Below are 18495 nucleotides of genomic sequence, written 5' to 3' on the forward strand. Positions count from 1 at the left end.
TTCCTGTCAATACAATATCTTAGTTTTTTCGGCATTCTTTTAAATTGGTCAAATAAGCGGCTAAAATTGCTGTAAAAATAGCTTATTTCGAATTTATTTTTACATCTAAGCTAGATTCACCTCGATCGACTATATTTTGCCGAGTAAAAAACATTGGATTTTTACGGTTAATAGCGAGTAAAAAGATACGTAGTGAAAATTATAAAATGGTGAAGATAAATTCCCCATAATTGGTAATAACATTTTGCACTATTTTGGTTATAAAATATCCCTTGAATCGGCAAATAAAGTGCCACATTTTTACTGAATAAAAATAACCAAAAATACTACAGGCTATTCTATTTTGTTATAAAGATTTTGTTGATCACTGTGTTTTATCACAGTGTTTAATAAATCTGAAACATAAACTTACAGTCCATCAGGTTAGTAGCGACTTACCTATTTTTTAGTCACATTACTGTAACATAGCGGGTTTATTGGTGTAGGTACAGTTATCCACTATTCCTGTGGATAACTTTGTGCATAACGCTCCAAAAAAAAGGAAATCAATTTGTATTGAGATGTCAATAACGCAATTGAAATTTTCTTTAAAAAATTAAAAAGCATTATAAATCAATAATTTACAATATTTACACTAAAGTGGTATTGACCTCGGGTTAAAAAGTTACCTGTTTCAATTTTGTTGTGTGTTGTTTTGCTAAAGACCTTGATTTTGTTGAGTAAGATATTGAAAATTGACATTTTATTAACATTTCGCCAAGTTCATTTATAAGCGAAAAGCATCCGCATTGTGACGCTTTAAAATGTAAGGGGAGGAGAGTGGAGTAAAATTCTCAACAAAAAACCATATATTCAGTTTTCTCATTGTCATATAATTATTTGGTTGCTTTCGCAGCGCCTAAACGACATCAAAAATAACGTTAAAACCATTTTGACGTAGTTAATTTTTGCTATGTCTATTATCATTGTCGATTAGCCGAAAAAGAGTACAAGAATAGTGAGTGAGCCAAAAGCAACACACAGAAATAATGATTTGCTGAATGGGCCCATTTACGACACCCTAAAGCGCATGACATTGCCTATGATTGTGGGCATGATAATGTTGATGACATTCGGATTAGTCGATACATTTTTCGTCAGTATGTTAGGCACCGATGAATTGGCCGCTATTAGTTTTACATTCCCTGTTACTTTTACCATTATCAGCTTAAACATTGGTTTAGGAATCGGAACTTCAGCGACTATTGGTCGCTCTCTTGGTTCAGGAGAAACGCATTTAGCAAAGGAGTTTGCTACCGGCGCGTTGATGCTTTCATTTATCTTGGTTGGCGCTTTGGCTTTTATTGGTTATCTAACAATTGAGCCGGTTTTTCGTGCTATGGGTGCAACGGAAGAACTCCTTCCTTATATAAAAGATTATATGTATTTGTGGTATGCAGCCGCGATATTTCTGGCTGTGCCTATGGTCGGTAACAGTGTTTTGAGAGCTGCGGGTGACACTAAAACCCCTAGTATTATTATGGCCAGTGGTGGGTTGATCAACGTCATTTTAGATCCCATATTCATCTTCGGTTGGGGACCAATACCTGCAATGGGAATTCAAGGGGCCGCGTTAGCTACCGCCATCGCTTGGGGTGTTGGCCTTGTTTACATTATTTATTTGTTGGCTATTAAACGTAAGTTAATGCTACCGCGACTACTAACGTTTTCAGAATTAAAGCTCACCAGTGGCGGTGTTTTACGTATTGGTCTGCCTGCTGCAGGTGCAAATATGTTGACCCCCATTGCTGGAGGAGTCATTACCGCGATAGTGGCTGGCTACGGACCTGAGGCGGTGGCTGCGTGGGGCGTCGGCAGCCGTTTAGAGTCTATAGCAAGCATATTAGTGTTGGCTTTATCAATGTCATTACCTCCATTTATCAGCCAAAATTATGGGGCAAATAAAACCAGTCGAGTTCGTTCTAGTTATATTTTGTCTTTGAAGTTTGTATTGATTATTCAATTTGCTATTTATTTAATACTTTGTTTAGTTGCGCCCTATATAGCAGCATTGTTTGCCGAGGAACAAAAAGTCGCAGACCTGATAGTCTTGTTTTTGTATATCGTGCCCTTAGGTTATGGATTGCAGGGTGTGGTGATACTTACCAACTCTTCTTTTAATGCAATGCATCAACCTATGTCAGCGCTGATTTTGAGCATAATAAGGCTGTTTGTGTTTTTCGTTCCCTTAGCTTATCTAGGCAGCGAATGGTTAAATATTAAAGGCATGTTTTTTGGCATCATATTAGCCAATTTATGTATTGCCGTTGTGGCCTACGCTTGGTTTAGCCAAAGCTTAAATAAACATAGTCAGCCTATCCAAATAACTAAGGAAACCTGATTTTGAGTCGAGTATTCGAACTAGCCTCTAAATACAAACCTGCCGGTGATCAACCGCAAGCCATTGAAAAATTAGTCGACGGGCTAGAATGCGGTTTAGCCAACCAAACGTTGTTGGGAGTAACAGGCTCGGGTAAAACGTTCACGATGGCTAATATCGTATCCAAAGTACAAAGGCCGACGTTAATTCTTGCCCACAACAAAACCTTAGCGGCGCAGTTATACGGCGAAATGAAGGAGTTTTTTCCCAACAATGCGGTGGAATACTTTGTTTCTTATTACGACTATTATCAGCCTGAAGCCTATGTACCCAGCACGGATACATTTATAGAAAAAGACTCCTCTATCAATGATCATATTGAACAAATGCGTTTGTCCGCGACTAAATCGTTAATGGAACGACGTGACGTTATTATAGTATCTAGTGTATCGGCTATTTACGGTTTGGGTGATCCAGAGTCCTACATGAAAATGCTTTTGCATTTGCGTCAAGGGGATTTAATGGATCAGCGTGCGATATTACGTCGTTTAGCTGAGTTACAATACTCGCGTAACGACGTTTCATTTGAACGTGGTACGTTTAGAGTGCGCGGTGACGTCATCGATATTTTTCCTGCAGATTCAGAGAAACAGGGGATTCGAGTAGAGTTATTTGATGAGGAAATTGACGCTATTCGTTTATTCGATCCTCTCACCGGTAGCGTAGAACAAACGGTCACGCGAGCAACTGTCTTTCCAAAAACTCATTATGTGACACCCAGAGAAAAAATCTTAGAAGCGATTGAACACATCAAACAAGAGCTCAAAGAGCGACGAGAACAATTAAAATCTGTTCATAAATTAGTTGAAGAACAACGTATTACACAACGAACTCAGTTTGATATCGAAATGATGCAGGAGCTAGGCTACTGTTCTGGTATTGAAAACTACTCACGCTACCTTTCTGGACGAGCTCCGGGTGAACCACCCCCGACGCTACTGGATTATTTTCCTGCAGATGGATTATTGTTTGTGGATGAATCGCACGTTACGGTTTCGCAAATTGGCGCTATGTACAAAGGGGACCGATCACGCAAAGAAACCTTAGTGGAGTTCGGCTTTCGAATGCCTTCAGCATTAGACAATCGTCCATTAAAATTTGAAGAATTTGAACAAATTTCACCACAAACTATTTATGTATCTGCGACTCCTGGAAAATATGAAATCGAAAAATCCGGGGATGATATTGTTGAACAGGTTGTTAGACCAACAGGCTTACTTGATCCGGAAGTTGAAGTTCGGCCCGTAGCGACACAAGTAGACGATGTGATGTCGGAAATAAATCTGCGGGTAGCCAAAAATGAAAGAGTGTTGGTAACCACACTAACCAAACGGATGGCCGAAGATCTAACCGACTATTTAGATGAGCATGGCATTCGCGTGCGTTATCTGCACTCTGATATTGATACTGTGGAACGGATCGAAATCATTCGTGATTTGCGTTTAGGTAAATTCGACGTGCTGGTTGGGATTAACTTACTGCGCGAAGGATTGGATATGCCAGAGGTATCTTTGGTTGCTATCCTTGATGCAGATAAAGAAGGCTTTTTACGCTCCGACCGCTCACTCATACAATCAATGGGACGTGCTGCCAGGAACCTTAATGGTAAAGCCATTCTATATGCAGATCGGATTACCGGTTCAATGCAACGAGCAATGGATGAAACTCAACGACGACGTGAAAAGCAACATCAACATAATATTGAGCATGGCATAAAGCCAACACAGTTAAATAAACCTATTACCGACATTATGGATATTGGAGAGGGCAATTCTGTAGATGTGGGCGGCAAGGTCAAATTGCGAAAAATTGCCGAAGCGAATAAGAGCTACAAAGCCCTGTCTGCAACCGAGATTATGGCCAAAATCGCGGAGTTGGAAAAACAAATGTTTACCGCAGCAAGAGAGCTGGAATTTGAAAAGGCCGCCAGCCTGCGTGACGAAGTAGAGCAGCTTCGTGAGCAAAGTGTGAAATTATCGTAATAATGTAATTAACTAGTTCTTATTCAAAAAAACGCTCATATTAAATAGGCCCGGCAAAGCATTCCTAATAACAGCTGTTGGGCCGGGTAAAATAATGCATCAATAAAGTGTAATAAAAGATTGTAATACCGCAGCGCCTTGCCTAATATAGCCAATATAGTATCTATTTCCATACCTTAATATGGTGTTTTTATGTTAAACCGCTTACAAGAATCAGACATAAAATTGTTACGTGTTTTTTATGCTGTTGCGTCGTGCAATGGCTTTACCGCAGCTGAGCCAGTGCTGCGTATGCAGCGTCCTAATATTAGTGCGGCCATCAAAAAGCTTGAGGAACGGTTAGACTTAGTACTTTGTCATCGAGGTCGGGGCGGTTTTCAGATGACCAAAGAAGGTGAGGTGGTTTTTCAGGAAACTAAACGAATTTTCAATGCTTTTGATAACTTTGTATTTAATCTCAAAAGCTTACATGACGATTACTCTGGGCATATTACATTGGTATTAATGGCTGGATTACCACTTTCGATGCATTTGGCAGTGAGTAAAGCCGTAAAAAGTACCATGAAAAAGTTTGATGACATTCACGTCAACATTCAAACACGCCTGTATAACGAAGTAGAACATGTCGCCTTGTCAGGTGAATGTCATTTGGTTATATCGACGTATGATATGGTCAAGCCTGAGTCTGTAACATTTCATTCGGTCAATCATACCTGTTTAGGACGTTTGTATTGCGCACCTTCACACCCGTTAGCAAAATATAAAGAAGGATTGCCTGCCGGGGTCAAAATTGGAGATTACCCTGCAATCGGTATTTCTGGTTTATCGTCTGCCAACTATATTCAAGATGAAAGTCGTTTGGCGATTCAAACATTCTCCGATTCGTTTGACGGATGTATGTCTGCGATTATGACTGGTGAATATGTCGGTTTATTGCCAGATTACATGACTAAAGAACAAGGCGCTGGCTTAGGTCTAGTGCCTGTTGGCGGTGGTAAAATGTTTGAATTTAGTCATGAATTGTTTGTTATGAACGGTAAAAACACTCGCTTAAATCCGGTGCTTCGTCATTGCATTAAAGAATTGAGTTACTTTATCAAAGAAAGTCAGAAATGAGCTTAATTCAACAAATATAAAAAATGCCAGCATTATGCTGGCATTTTTAATTGGTATGATAAAACCTATGTATTAACGCTGGAACTCGCTGGTTTCGCTCCACTTAGGCCAATCATTCGAGTTGGCAATGTTGTAACCAACATCAAATAACATTTGGGTATCTTCTTTGATGCCACCGAAATCCCAATTTTCTCTGAATTGATCGCACACTTGGTGATAACACGCTTTCACTATTACATTTGCGCGCTTACGATAGTTTGCTGTTGCCTCATCAATAGGTTGATTACCCCCTTTTGCATATAACGCGGGGATGCCTTTTTTAGCAAAGCTAAAATGGTCAGAACGATAATATAAACCGGCTTCTGGCCTATCTTCTTGGGTAAGAACGCGGCCTTGTTTTGCTACAGCGGTTTCAAGATATTGTTCTAGCTCAGATTTACCCATGCCAACTACAGCGACGTTTTTGGTTCTACCCAACACATTCAACGCATCCATATTCAAATTGGCTACTGTTTTGTCTGTGGGAATTATGGGGTGCTCTGCATAGTACTTAGAGCCTAATAAACCTTGTTCCTCTGCAGTTACAATTAAAAATGTAATAGAACGAGCAGGGCGAATAGAAAGCTCAGAAAAAGCTTTAGCCATGGTTAGACTAGCGCCAACGCCAGTCGCGTTATCGTGAGCACCATTATAAATTTGATCACCTTTTAAACTGCTATCTTTACCAAGATGATCCCAGTGCGCGGAATAAATGATGTGCTCGTCGGGTGACACACTGCCCGTAAGCGTAGCAATAACGTTATTGCTGACCGATTTTTTGAGTTTGCTGTTAACTGTAATAGAGGCTGTTGTACCTAATGCCTTAGAATAAGAGCCTTGCATAGCTTTGGCTTTTTCTGCATTGAAATCGAGTCCAGCTTCTGCAAATACTTTATTTGCTGCTTCTAAGCTTATCCAACCTTCGATAGCTACTCTGTCTGCATTCCCGTTTTTAGATGCAAGACTGTATTGAGGGCCACTCCAGCTATTCGAAACAACTGACCAACCATAAGATGCTGGTGCGGTTTCATGCACGATAATGGCTGCCTCTGCTCCTTGACGGCTCGCTTCCTCGTATTTATAAGTCCAGCGACCATAATACGTCATGGTTTTACCTTGGAACTTGCCACTGTCAGGATTTTCGAAACCGGGATCATTAACTAAAATAACCACCGTTTTACCTTTAACATCCAGACCTTCGTAATCGTTCCAATCATATTCAGGTGCATTAACACCATATCCAACGAAAACGATGTCAGAATCGTTTAGGTTTACCTCAGGCGTTTCGCGTTTAGACGATGCTACCATATTTTTCTGGTATTCAAACGTATTTGAGCCCATGCGTAATTGCATGTTGGGATCAGCCGTTATTTCCATCAATTCAACGGCTTGAAGATAGCTGTTGCCGTTGCCTGGCTGGAATCCAAGCGCTTTGAAGTTGTTTACCAAATATTCTAAGGTTTTTGTTTCGCCTGCAGATGTCGGTGCTCGACCTTCAAATTCATCAGAGGAAATGGTTTTAACATGCTGCTTTATTTCTTGCTCACTGATGTTATCGTAAACATCTTGGAAGTTACTTTTGGGGCTGTTGCTGTTGGGAAGTTGCTTGCAACTGGCTAATCCAAATATCGAAAGAATTAGCACTAAAATTACCTGTCTAGATTGCATATTGTCACTCTTATTATTACATTTGCGCCCAGTATAAGAAATCCATCAACAAGACTCTAGTGAACAATGACTTCTGTTAACCTTCCATCATTGCAAGATTGCCACGAATTGTGGACAGCGCTTGCAGATAGACAACCATTTACTGAACTTGAACAGCGTTACAGGTTAACTGAATATGATGCTTTATTGCAGGCAAACACGCTCAATACATTAAAAAATAGGCTTAGCGAGCAACAACATGCTGGTTCTGAGTTTAGCAAGTGTTTCCAATGTCAGGATTCAATGGTTGAAACAGATTCGTATTACGAAACGATAATCTTTCAAGATAAAGTAATCCCAACACGTGCCAATTCCTGGCATGATCTATTTAATGGATTGATTTGGTTAAGTTTTCCCAAAACCAAGTCATTGTTAAATCAATGGCATGTCGAAGATATTCAAAACCATGGTTTGACGCCGCGTACGCAAAGACGCAATCAAATTACCTTATTTGACGAGTGTGGTGTGGTTTTAGCGGTGTCTAAGCAGCAATTGTGTGAACAACTTATGCGCCATGAATGGCAGAATGTTTTTGTCCGTAATCGTCATCTTTGGTTAAATGCTAGCGCAAACAAAGTAGTAGAAACGCAAAGACAAACTCAGAAAATTAAACCCTTTGTTTTCGGACACGCTAATTATGAAATGTTGATGAATCCATTTTTAGGGCTAACCGGTAAATGGATAGCTGTTATTGTCGAAGACGATTTTTTCAATTTGGGTTATGCAGCACAATTGGACAAATTAGATTCCGCTTTATTTGAAAGTTTGAGCACAAAGAATTGTATTGCTGCAACCGCTAAATTGCCTCCATTACCTTTGTTGGGTATTCCTGGTTGGTTTTCTGAAAATGAAAACGAACACTTCTACATGAATGAATCGTACTTCAGACCTTTACGCACATCGAATAAATGACAGGTTACAGAATTCAATTCAATTCAATAATAGCAATAAACACCACAGTCCAATTAATAGCGCAAAAGGTGCAATTGCGACCACATAAATTTTAGTGCTGTTGAATGTTGTCCAACGACTCAGCCCAACTGCTATCAAATAAACACTTAAAAATAATTCGGGTTTTATAAGGTTAGCGAGTCCAAACCACTTGGAATTGTCATCTATATTTAACCAATAAGACATCGCTAGCGGATTGAGATGGCCTAACGGCATTTGATTGTCACCGGTGAAAGTTATGACAACAATGGCAGCGATAAAACCGATTATAGAAGGTAATGAAACCCACCAAGTAAACCCATACCAGTCAGTAAACTCATTTACACACTCTTCATCAGATTTAGCCATTAAATTAAGATAAGCGGCCAAGACTAAATTAATGATAACTTGGAACATAAAAGCAAAAATTAACATCCCAATGACTAAAAACTGGGGTTTAAATTGCGCTCGAATATTATTTTGCTCCGCTGGACTTAGATCCCCTGCAACGCTATTAACGGTAAATTCGCGATACCAATCAAAATCGACAAAATTAAAATACATATAAATGGGTGATAGGGTAAAAATGCTAACCAAAATAAACGGTATCCACGACCAATTGTTACGTTGGTTGATTGCATCGAACACGCCACTGGGTTTGCTGAATATTTGTAAACATGCTTGTAGCGGGTTAGTTGGTTGCATTACTTTATCACTCTTATTTGGTTAGATTTTTCATTTTGGTTAAATGTAAATCGGTTGAATTTCATCAATTTAAATTGAATTGTAATAATCTTTTTAAATTATATGTAATAAATCCAGTAAGTTATACACTACAAGAAAAGTACATGTAAAAGATACCTCAACCTATAGTGATATGTCGATTTGGTTGGCGTATAAAAATTACACGGTTTAGCAGGCTTAAAATATCAGGGAAACGTAATGATAGAGATTAAAAACTTAGCTAAAAAGTTTGCCGTAGAGAATCCAAAAAAGCTCAGCGAACAAGAAAAGAAAGATCCAAGACTTAAAGGGCGCTTTTTTCACTCTGTTTTAGATGTGTCATTTAAAGTCAATCAGGGAGAAGTCTTAGGATTATTGGGGCCAAATGGAGCAGGTAAAACGACCACCTTGAGGATGTTGTCTACCGCATTGCAGCCCGATCAAGGAAGCGTTGACATTAACAACGTTAATGTATTGAAAAATCCCTTGTTGGCACGACAAAAAATCGGTTTCTTATCTGGTTCAACGGGGCTATATGGCCGTTTGACCGGACGTGAAAATATAGAATATTTTGGACAACTGCATGGTATGAGTAAATCAGGGATTGAAAGTCGTATAAGTGAATTATCGACAATGTTAGAAATGGAATCTTTTTTAGACAGACGCAGTGAAACTTTTTCTACAGGTATGAAGCAAAAAACCTCAATTGCACGAGCTGTGGTTCATAATCCGGAAGTGGTTATTTTGGATGAACCTACCACAGGCTTAGATATTATGGCTACGCAAACTGTGCTTGATTTTATTCGCAGCTTGAAAAAGAGCAAGGTTCCGGTGATTTTTTCCACCCATCATTTAGGTGAAGTGGAAGAGCTTTGTGATCGAGTAACAGTGATAGATAAAGGTATCAGTCAATTTGATGGCAGTTTGCAAGAGTTTAAAAATCAAGCACAAGATGGAAACTTGCATGGTGCGTTCTTAGCCACTATTCAACAGGGAGAATTATAATGTGGTTGGTGTTTTTAAAAGAGATTAAAGAATTAGTCAGAGACAAAAAAACCTTATTTTTTATGATTGCCGTGCCCATTTTAGTGATGCCTGCGTTTGCAGGAGTAGCCATTTATTTTGCCCACAGCGCAGCGACAGAAGCACAAAATAAGGTGTTAAATTATGCGTTAGTAGGCGGGCAATATGCGCCCAATATTGACACGGAAATGTTAAAAACTGAAGGCTTTGCGCGCGTTGAAATAGAGCAAGACGCTGATTATAAAGAGTTAATTAAGTCGCAAACCGTAGATTTTATATTGGAGATCCCAGCAAATTACTCTAACGATATTTTGCAATCTGGACAGGCATTAATTAAATTGCACCTCAATGATTCGGGTTTAAACCGAGTATTTAATCGGGTAAATGATATTGTTGACGCTCAAGTTAAATTACTAAGGCAAACCGCTTTTTCACAATTAAGTCTTTCTGAAGACCAGCAAATTGCATTGCTAAAACCGATTATTTTGGAAAAAGTGAACACCGCTGATACCCGTGAAAACTGGGGGGAAAAAATAGGTGGGTTAATTCCTTACTTTATTTTCATTTTGTGCTTACAAGGCGCGATGTTTCCAGCCGCCGATTTAGGCGCAGGTGAGAAGGAGAGGGGAACATTGGAAACCTTATTAATCTCACCAATCGAACGTTACAAATTGGTGTTGGGAAAGTTTCTAACGATCGCATTTGCGGGGCTCACTTCAGCCTTAATTACGGTGACCAGTTTGGCATTGTGGGGATTGATTTTAAGTCAGGGTATGGCAATTGAATTTGTCGTCGCATTTATGTCTTCAATTGGTTCTGTCGATTTTATTCTGATGTTTTTAATGCTTGTCCCAGTAGTCGCAATTTTTGCATCAATTTTATTAAGTTTGTCTATTTATGCGAAGAGCTACAAAGAAGCACAAAGCTATATGGGGACCTTGATGATGTTACTCTTTGTACCTATCTTTTTAGCTATGGCACCTGGCGTCGAACTAAAAGGTGTTTGGGCATGGGTACCCTTAACCAACGTTGCGTTGGCTATTAAAGAACTAATAAAAGGTACAATGGATTATTTTCAACTGATCGCTATATTCGGGTCAACGGCATTAATCGCGACGGGGCTTTTGGCATTTTGTATATACTGGTTCAACAAAGAAAAAGTGTTGTTTAGGTAAATGCAGCAACCGCACTTTTTATACTGACTTTGTTTTGTAGTTAGCGAAACTCAAATATGGATATTTGAGTTTGGTCAATCGGTTAAAACCAATTTAAGAATGCTGTTTGGGCTCTGCACAGCAGCATTTTCTTCATTATTAACCCGTCTCGTTATAAATCGTATGTATATTTCAACAAGCCCAGAACTATGCTTGAGTAAAGCAATGAAACTGGCCAACCGAAATGAATAAAATGTTTGAATTTATAATTGGCAGCGTTAAATGCCAGTAGATTGGTTTGATAACCATATGGGGATAAGAAGCTAGCACTGGCGGCAAAAGCCACAGCTAACGCAAACGGCATTAGCGGTACACCTAGCATTTGTACCACGCCGTAGGCAAACGGGAACATAAGTGCTGCTGCAGCATTATTAGTTACCAATTCAGTCAGCAACAAGGTTAAGCCGTAGACCACAAGTAAGGCAATAAACGGACTACTATCGCTTAAATAAGGTTTCAGCGAACCGGTGATTAAATCTATCACGCCGGATGCTTGTAAAGCAGATGCTAAACTTAATGCACCTACAATTACGATCACTAAATTTATCGGTATATTTCGTTTCATTTCAGAATTGCTAATCACGCCAAACACGATTAAAACAGCCATAAAAAATAAAAGTCCGGTGGCTAGCCCGATTACCGACGTTGCAGCTAATAAAATCGTTAATAAAAATCCACCCAAGGTAACGGTTTCTTGAATTTTATTTAAGCGCGTAGAAATTTTTTGTTCTGAGAGAATAAAGAAGTTTTTGGTTAAATTGTGCCTCGTTTCGAAGTCTTGTCCTGTGGCTAAGAGAAGAAAATCACCTGCTTGTAATTTTATCTCTCCAAGTTTACCTGACAATTGTTCACCGTCTCTACGTATCGCTACAACAGCTGCATCGAACAGAGCTCTAAATCCTACTGCTTTGAGGGTTTTACCAATAATAGGGGCACGGTTTGAGATGATGACTTCGGTTAGATTATCCCGTAACAATCCGTCGGTTTCTGCAAATAACTCCAGCCCTTTAATATGCGATAGGCTGTCTACATTTTTTATATTGCCTGAAAATATCAGTTTATCCTGTTCCTGAATCATTAAATCAGGCGTGACCGGGCTAATCAATTGGCCATCGCGAATCACTTCGACTAAAAACAATTCAGGTAAATTACGCAAATGATTTTGTTCAACGGTTTTACCGATCAATTCTGAGTCGGCAACAACTTCAGCTTCAATAAAATAATATTGGAACTTACCTTTGCGGGTCTCGATTTTGGGTAATATTGGCGTTAACAAGAACATTAATAAGCCACAGCTTAAACCTGCAATTAAGCCATACAAAGTAAAGTCCCAAAACTGAAACCCGGGATGGCCTTGCTCAATTAGGAAGCTATCAACAATTAAGTTGGTAGAAGTACCAATTAAAGTGACTGTTCCGCCTAAAATAGCTGAATAGGAGAGGGGTATCAGTAGCCTTGAAGCAGGGTGATGTTGGTTCTGACTTATCGGCGCAATCATACTGGCTACAACCGCTGTGTTGTTTAGCATTGCAGAAGATGCGAACGTAAGTCCGAATAATCGCCAATAACTGGCTTTAAAGCTCGCCGTTATCAGTTTTCGACCCAAGTTTTTGATTAATGACGTTTTATCAACGGCTGTACTAACCAGTAAGAGCAGAATAAGCGTAAGCAAACCTTCGTTTGTCAGGTTATTTGCAACATCTGAAAACGAAATCTGGCCGCTGAGCATTAATCCTAACGTTGACGCTGCGAACACAGAAGAAGGGCGCTTATCAGAAATGATAAGCGCCGCAATTGTCGCGAAAAAAATCGCTAAAACAGCAACTTGATTAATATCCACAGTCGGGAAATCGAGAAATTATAATTTAGTTATATCGGTAGCATTCCAATGTGGGAAGTGCTTTCTAACTAACTCATTAAACTCAATTTCAAATTCCGAGAACTGATTGTTATTTTTGGTATCTTTACCTTGCTCAATAATCATCCCAGCACCTACAGTGCCATTAGTGACTCTGTCGATGATGATAAATGCACCTGTAGCACGATTCTTGGTATAAGGGTCACAGGCTACTGATTGCGTCAACTTAATGTTAGCAACAGCAATCTCGTTTAAATTTAAATGGACCGCTTCTGCTCTTTCCATAGTGTTAACATCAATCAAATGATCGATGTTGGTAATGGAACCAGGAACAAACTTAGTTGCGAACTTGAAGCCATATTGCTTATTAGGGATCATGGCATCTTCATCCATCCAAACCAGATGAGTTTTAAAGATATTTCCATGTAAAGGCATATTGTCAGACTTAACAATCATGTCACCCCGTGAGATATCAATCTCATCTTCTAAGGTGATAGTTGTTGTTAAGGGGGCATGCGCAAGTGCTTGTTCACCTTCAAAATTAACAATCGACTTTACTTTAGATTGTTTGCCTGAAGGTAGCGTAGTAACTTTATCGCCAACTTCGATTTGACCAGATACGACGGTGCCTGCGAACCCACGGAAGTTAAGGTGTGGACGGTTCACATATTGTACTGGAAAGCGGAAATCTTGTAAGTTCAAGTCTTTGCCAATTTCGATGTTTTCTAATGCCGTCATTAGGGTGTCACCCGTGTACCAAGGCGTATGTTCGCTCTTGTTCACTACGTTGTCCCCATCAAGTGCAGATAACGGAATAAAGCTGATATCTGGAATATCCAAACGCTTTGAAAACTCTAGGTAATCTTGTTTGATTTGTTCAAAAACAGTTTGGCTGTAGTCCATTAAATCCATTTTGTTAATGGCAACAATGACGTGTTTAATACCCAACAACGAGACTAAGAAGGAGTGACGACGAGTTTGGGTTTTTACTCCCGCACGCGCATCCACTAAGATTATTGCCATCTGACATGTAGATGCACCAGTCACCATATTTCGAGTGTACTGTTCGTGTCCCGGGGTATCAGCAATGATAAATTTACGCTTATCAGTGGAAAAATACCGGTAGGCAACATCGATAGTTATGCCTTGCTCCCGCTCTGACTGCAGTCCGTCAACCAACAATGCTAGGTCAACTTTTTCTCCAGTGGTACCGACTTTTTTACTGTCTTTGGTGATCGCGGCTAACTGATCTTCATAGATCATTTTAGAGTCGTGTAATAAGCGACCGATTAGCGTACTTTTACCATCATCAACGCTACCGCAGGTCAGGAAACGAAGTAGGTCTTTTTTCTCATGTTGATCAAGGTAAGAAAGAATATCTTGTTGTAATAATGTGTTTTCGCTATTCATAATTTAGCAACTCACCAAAAAATAAGGGTTTAATACAGAATCTTTTTGATTGTAACGTAAAGGGGGAGCTTCAGGATTCAATGGGTTGTCAGCATCGATAACGGTTACTTTACCGCCCGCGGCTTCAACTACAGCGTGTGCTGCACCTGTATCCCACTCTGATGTAGGGCCTAATCTAGGGTAAAGATGCGCTTTACCTTCAGCAACTAAGCACAGTTTTAAAGAGCTTCCCATGGCCACCAACTCGGTCTCTCCCGGCAGTGATTCAAGCAAAGATTTTATTTCTGGACTTTGATGTGAGCGGCTTCCTACAACTTGCCAAGTTTCACCATCTTGATGCGGTTTTACGCTTATATCGTTAATTTCTCCGCCATCAATTTTATAAGCTCCTAATCCATCAACGCCGACATAGGTGGCATTTAACACCGGTGCATAGACAACGCCTAAGACGGGTTTTCCATTGCTTATTAACGCGATATTGACAGTAAACTCACCATTTTTCTTGACGAATTCTTTGGTGCCATCCAAAGGATCGACTAACCAGTAGTCTTTCCATGTTTGTCTGGTTTTCCAGTTAATACTGGCCGATTCTTCAGACAATATAGGCAATTCTGAAATTTCTTTTAACCCATCAACAATAATATGGTGGGCCGCTAAGTCAGCTTCTGTTAACGGGCTTTCATCTGACTTTTCGTATATCGCAAAATCTTTTTTATAGATTTCCAAAATTGCTGCGCCCGCTTTATGGCTGATTTCAGCAACTTGAGTAGCTAAAGCATGCTCAAACATCAGTCTAAAAATCCTTTTTCCTGCAACATGTTAAACAACAATTCAGCAGATTCTTCTGCAGTTTGCCCAGAGTAGGTTAAATGTATTTCTGGATTTTCTGGGGTTTCGTAAGCTGAATCAATTCCAGTAAAGTCTTTGATATCACCTTGACGGGCTTTTTGATAAAGACCTTTAGGGTCTCGCTGCTCACAAACTTCCAGAGGAGTATCTACAAATACTTCTATAAACTCACCTTCAGCCAATAAACTGCGACAATAATCACGGTCAGTTTTAAAAGGAGAGATGAAAGCAGTCAGCACAATAAGGCCGGAGTCGACAAATAAATTAGCGACTTCACTAATTCGACGTATATTTTCTACTCTATCAGAGTTACTAAATCCTAGATCACCGCAAAGTCCGTGACGAACATTATCGCCATCTAGCAAATAAGTATGTTTATTTGCTTCGGTTAATTTCTTTTCAAGCAAGTTAGCTATGGTAGATTTGCCTGAGCCACTTAATCCAGTTAACCAAATAACTGAAGGTTTTTGTTTTTTGGCTTCAGCTCTGCGGTTTTTATCAACCTCGTGTTGATGCCATACAATATTGTTGGCCATTAGAAATATCCCTCCATTTTTTTCTTCTCCATAGAACCTGAAGAGTCATGGTCGATCACACGGCCTTGACGCTCAGACGTTTTGGTCAGTAACATTTCTTGAATGACTTCTGGCAAAGTATCTGCGGTAGATTCAACAGCACCAGTTAACGGGTAACAGCCTAACGTTCTGAATCGTACCGATTTCATTTGTGGTACTTCACCTTCTTCTAACGGCATACGGTCATCGTCAACCATAAACAAGATCCCATCACGCTCAACAACCGGGCGAGGCTTGGCGAGATACAAAGAAGGAATTTCGATATTTTCTAAATAAATGTATTGCCAAATATCCAACTCCGTCCAGTTGGACATAGGAAACACGCGGATACTTTCGCCTTTGTTAATTTGTGAATTATAGATATTCCAAAGTTCAGGACGTTGATTTTTAGGATCCCAACGATGGTTATCATCACGGAAAGAGTAAACTCTTTCTTTTGCACGTGATTTTTCTTCATCTCGACGTGCACCACCAAAAGCCGCATCGAATTTATATTTGTTTAACGCTTGTTTTAAACCGGCCGTTTTCATAATGTCAGTATGTTTAGCACTACCATGAGAGAAAGGACCTACACCCATATCAACCCCTTCTTGGTTGATATGAACTAATAAGTCTAGGTCATGCTTTTCGGCCATTTTGTCACGAAACTCAATCATTTCGCGGAACTTCCAAGTGGTATCTACGTGTAACAATGGAAATGGAATTTTGCCTGGAGCAAATGCTTTACGTGCTAGATGCAACAGAACTGAAGAATCTTTTCCTACCGAATATAGCATTACAGGATTATCGAATTCAGCGGCAACTTCTCTGAAAATATGAATACTTTCAGCCTCAAGCTGTTTTAAATGCGTTACTGAGGGGATGGAGTTAGTCATGTATTATTTCCATGTAAAATCAAACGTTAGATAAAATAATTATATGCATAGAACAATAACATATTTTTTTTCGAAATGAGTATGACCATTTTCTATATCTAGCAACAAAATGGTTTAAAAAAAGCATTAGTAAACGGGGTGTTAACACCCCGTTTGAAACGTGTAAATCGCAGGCTGTTGTTTAAACCTTGTCAAATTCCCGTTCAACTTCTTCGAATGTATCACAGATGGTCTCTTTAGGTTTTGCTGTCATTAAACTAACCACGACAGTAAATATACAGCTTACAATAAATCTAGGGACTATTTCGTAAATCACCGCACTCAAAGGTTGTCCATCAATTGTTAAGTCGGCAAACACCCAGATTAAAACGGTGATGGCACCAGTAATCATGCCGGCTAATGCGCCCGCAAAGGTCATGCGTTTCCAATACAAGCTAATAATTACTAATGGTCCGAATGCGGCACCAAATCCTGCCCAAGCATTACTTACTAGCGTCAATACAGTGCTATCTCTATCGTAAGCCAGTAACACGGCTACAAAAGCCACTAAGGCTACCGAAAGACGTCCTACCATTACTAATTCTTTTTGACTGGCACCGCGGCGTAAAAATGCTTGATAAAAGTCGCCAGTTAAGGAACTGGAAGTGACCAACAATTGAGAAGAGATGGTACTCATAATGGCGGCAAGGATAGCTGCGAGTAAAAAGCCACCTACAAATGGATTAAATAGTAATTGTGATAAAACAATAAAAATGGTTTCCGGATCTTCAATACCACCTTGTGTTTTAGTCATATAAGCTAAGCCGAACAAGCCGGTCGCGACAGCACCAGCTAGAGAAACTATCATCCAACTCATACCAATGCGTCTAGCCACTTTCATGTCTTTTACATCGCGAATCGCCATAAACCTGACAATAATATGTGGTTGACCAAAATAACCTAACCCCCATGCAAGTAAGGAAATAATACCAATTGCAGACAGAGCCTGCCCGGTGGAAGCATCTACCCACAAGCTCATCATATTTTCACTGACATTAGAAATTTGTTGTGTCACTTCGTTAATTCCACCAACTTCGAACAACACAACGATAGGCACCATCACAAGTGATACAAACATGATGCAGCCTTGCACAAAGTCAGTCATGCTGACCGCTAAGAATCCACCAAACAAGGTATAAGCGACTACTACACCTGCAGTAACATATAAGCCTGTTTCATAGGTTAAGCCAAAAGATGACTCGAACAGTTTGCCGCCTGCCACGACACCACTGGAGGTATAAAGCGTAAAGAATACGATGATAACCACAGAAGAAATAACCCGTAATAACCGACTTTTGTCTTCAAAGCGGTTTTCAAAATAATCGGGGAGGGTAATCGAATTATTGGCTACCTCGGTGTAAACCCGTAAGCGCGGCGCAACTAAAATATAATTAAGGAATGCGCCTATGGTTAAACCTGCCGCAATCCAAATACTGGATAAACCAGATACATACATGGCACCGGGGACGCCCATTAGCATCCATCCACTCATATCTGACGCGCCTGCCGAGAGTGCTGTCACTTTTGGGCTTAAGGTTCTCCCTCCTAACATGTATTCTGTCATGTCAGAGGTTGACTCTTTAAACGCGTAGAGACCGATTCCAAGCATCACGATAAAATACAACGTTAACGAGATGAGTGTGCCTAATTCCATTGAAAATCCTTTAAGTTATTAATATTTGTCTCAGTATTAGTGGATCTATGCTAACAAGCATAGCGATGTCATACTAGGGGCT

14 protein-coding genes are annotated in these 18495 nt (G+C 39.8%); 6 read left to right on the forward strand and 8 right to left on the reverse strand.

Translation table 11 applies throughout. The features are described from left to right. Positions 1–997: 997 nt before the first annotated feature. The 3 genes from GLIP_RS04185 to GLIP_RS04195 all read left to right on the forward strand — a co-directional run bounded on the left by GLIP_RS04185 (position 998) and on the right by GLIP_RS04195 (position 5517). Complete coding sequence (locus GLIP_RS04185; protein WP_008843330.1) at positions 998–2380, forward strand: MATE family efflux transporter; 1383 nt, start codon at positions 998–1000, stop codon at positions 2378–2380. Between the two features lie 2 nt (positions 2381–2382). Next, entirely contained in the window at positions 2383–4401 is a 2019-nt protein-coding gene (uvrB, locus tag GLIP_RS04190) for an excinuclease ABC subunit UvrB (RefSeq protein WP_008843331.1), read from the forward strand. A 192-nt stretch (positions 4402–4593) separates the two neighbouring features. Further along, positions 4594–5517, forward strand: a complete 924-nt coding sequence (locus GLIP_RS04195) for a LysR family transcriptional regulator (protein ID WP_008843332.1) — start codon at positions 4594–4596, stop codon at positions 5515–5517. A gap of 72 nt (positions 5518–5589) precedes the next feature. Here GLIP_RS04195 and GLIP_RS04200 read toward each other — a convergent pair whose 3' ends face one another. Continuing rightward, positions 5590–7224 carry a M28 family metallopeptidase gene (locus GLIP_RS04200; RefSeq protein ID WP_008843333.1) on the reverse strand — a complete coding sequence of 545 codons (1635 nt, stop codon included), beginning with the start codon at positions 7222–7224 and terminating at the stop codon, positions 5590–5592. A 66-nt stretch (positions 7225–7290) separates the two neighbouring features. Between GLIP_RS04200 and GLIP_RS04205 the strand changes: the two genes are divergently transcribed. Continuing rightward, positions 7291–8175, forward strand: a complete 885-nt coding sequence (locus GLIP_RS04205; RefSeq protein WP_008843334.1) for a DUF3025 domain-containing protein — start codon at positions 7291–7293, stop codon at positions 8173–8175. An 18-nt stretch (positions 8176–8193) separates the two neighbouring features. On the opposite strand, the gene GLIP_RS04210 is transcribed toward GLIP_RS04205, so the two are convergent. Continuing rightward, positions 8194–8898 carry a Yip1 family protein gene (locus tag GLIP_RS04210; RefSeq protein WP_008843335.1) on the reverse strand — a complete coding sequence of 235 codons (705 nt, stop codon included), beginning with the start codon at positions 8896–8898 and terminating at the stop codon, positions 8194–8196. A 237-nt stretch (positions 8899–9135) separates the two neighbouring features. Between GLIP_RS04210 and GLIP_RS04215 the strand changes: the two genes are divergently transcribed. Further along, on the forward strand, positions 9136–9921 hold the full coding sequence (locus tag GLIP_RS04215; protein WP_008843336.1) for an ABC transporter ATP-binding protein: 786 nt from the start codon (positions 9136–9138) through the stop codon (positions 9919–9921). Continuing rightward, a complete protein-coding gene (locus GLIP_RS04220; protein WP_008843337.1) occupies positions 9921–11114 on the forward strand; it encodes an ABC transporter permease in 1194 nt (397 codons plus the stop codon). The genes GLIP_RS04215 and GLIP_RS04220 overlap by 1 nt, the downstream gene beginning before the upstream one ends. Before the next feature lie 151 nt (positions 11115–11265). Here GLIP_RS04220 and GLIP_RS04225 read toward each other — a convergent pair whose 3' ends face one another. The 6 genes from GLIP_RS04225 to putP form a co-directional block, all read right to left on the reverse strand. Beyond that, entirely contained in the window at positions 11266–12993 is a 1728-nt protein-coding gene (locus GLIP_RS04225) for an SLC13 family permease (protein WP_008843338.1), read from the reverse strand. Positions 12994–13011: 18 nt separating this feature from the next. Beyond that, a complete protein-coding gene (cysN, locus tag GLIP_RS04230; protein ID WP_008843339.1) occupies positions 13012–14421 on the reverse strand; it encodes a sulfate adenylyltransferase subunit CysN in 1410 nt (469 codons plus the stop codon). A 3-nt stretch (positions 14422–14424) separates the two neighbouring features. Then, positions 14425–15210 carry a 3'(2'),5'-bisphosphate nucleotidase CysQ gene (gene cysQ, locus GLIP_RS04235; RefSeq protein WP_008843340.1) on the reverse strand — a complete coding sequence of 262 codons (786 nt, stop codon included), beginning with the start codon at positions 15208–15210 and terminating at the stop codon, positions 14425–14427. After that, positions 15210–15806 (reverse strand): adenylyl-sulfate kinase, encoded by a 597-nt coding sequence (cysC, locus tag GLIP_RS04240; protein WP_008843341.1) that lies wholly within the window; start codon positions 15804–15806, stop codon positions 15210–15212. Before cysC ends, cysQ begins: the two co-directional genes overlap by 1 nt. Further along, a complete protein-coding gene (cysD, locus tag GLIP_RS04245; protein ID WP_008843342.1) occupies positions 15806–16720 on the reverse strand; it encodes a sulfate adenylyltransferase subunit CysD in 915 nt (304 codons plus the stop codon). The genes cysC and cysD overlap by 1 nt, the downstream gene beginning before the upstream one ends. A 181-nt stretch (positions 16721–16901) precedes the next feature. After that, positions 16902–18413, reverse strand: coding sequence for a sodium/proline symporter PutP (putP, locus tag GLIP_RS04250; protein ID WP_008843343.1), 1512 nt, complete (start codon positions 18411–18413; stop codon positions 16902–16904). Positions 18414–18495 lie beyond the last annotated feature (82 nt).

The organism is Aliiglaciecola lipolytica E3, from assembly GCF_000314975.1.
Lineage (GTDB): Bacteria > Pseudomonadota > Gammaproteobacteria > Enterobacterales > Alteromonadaceae > Aliiglaciecola > Aliiglaciecola lipolytica.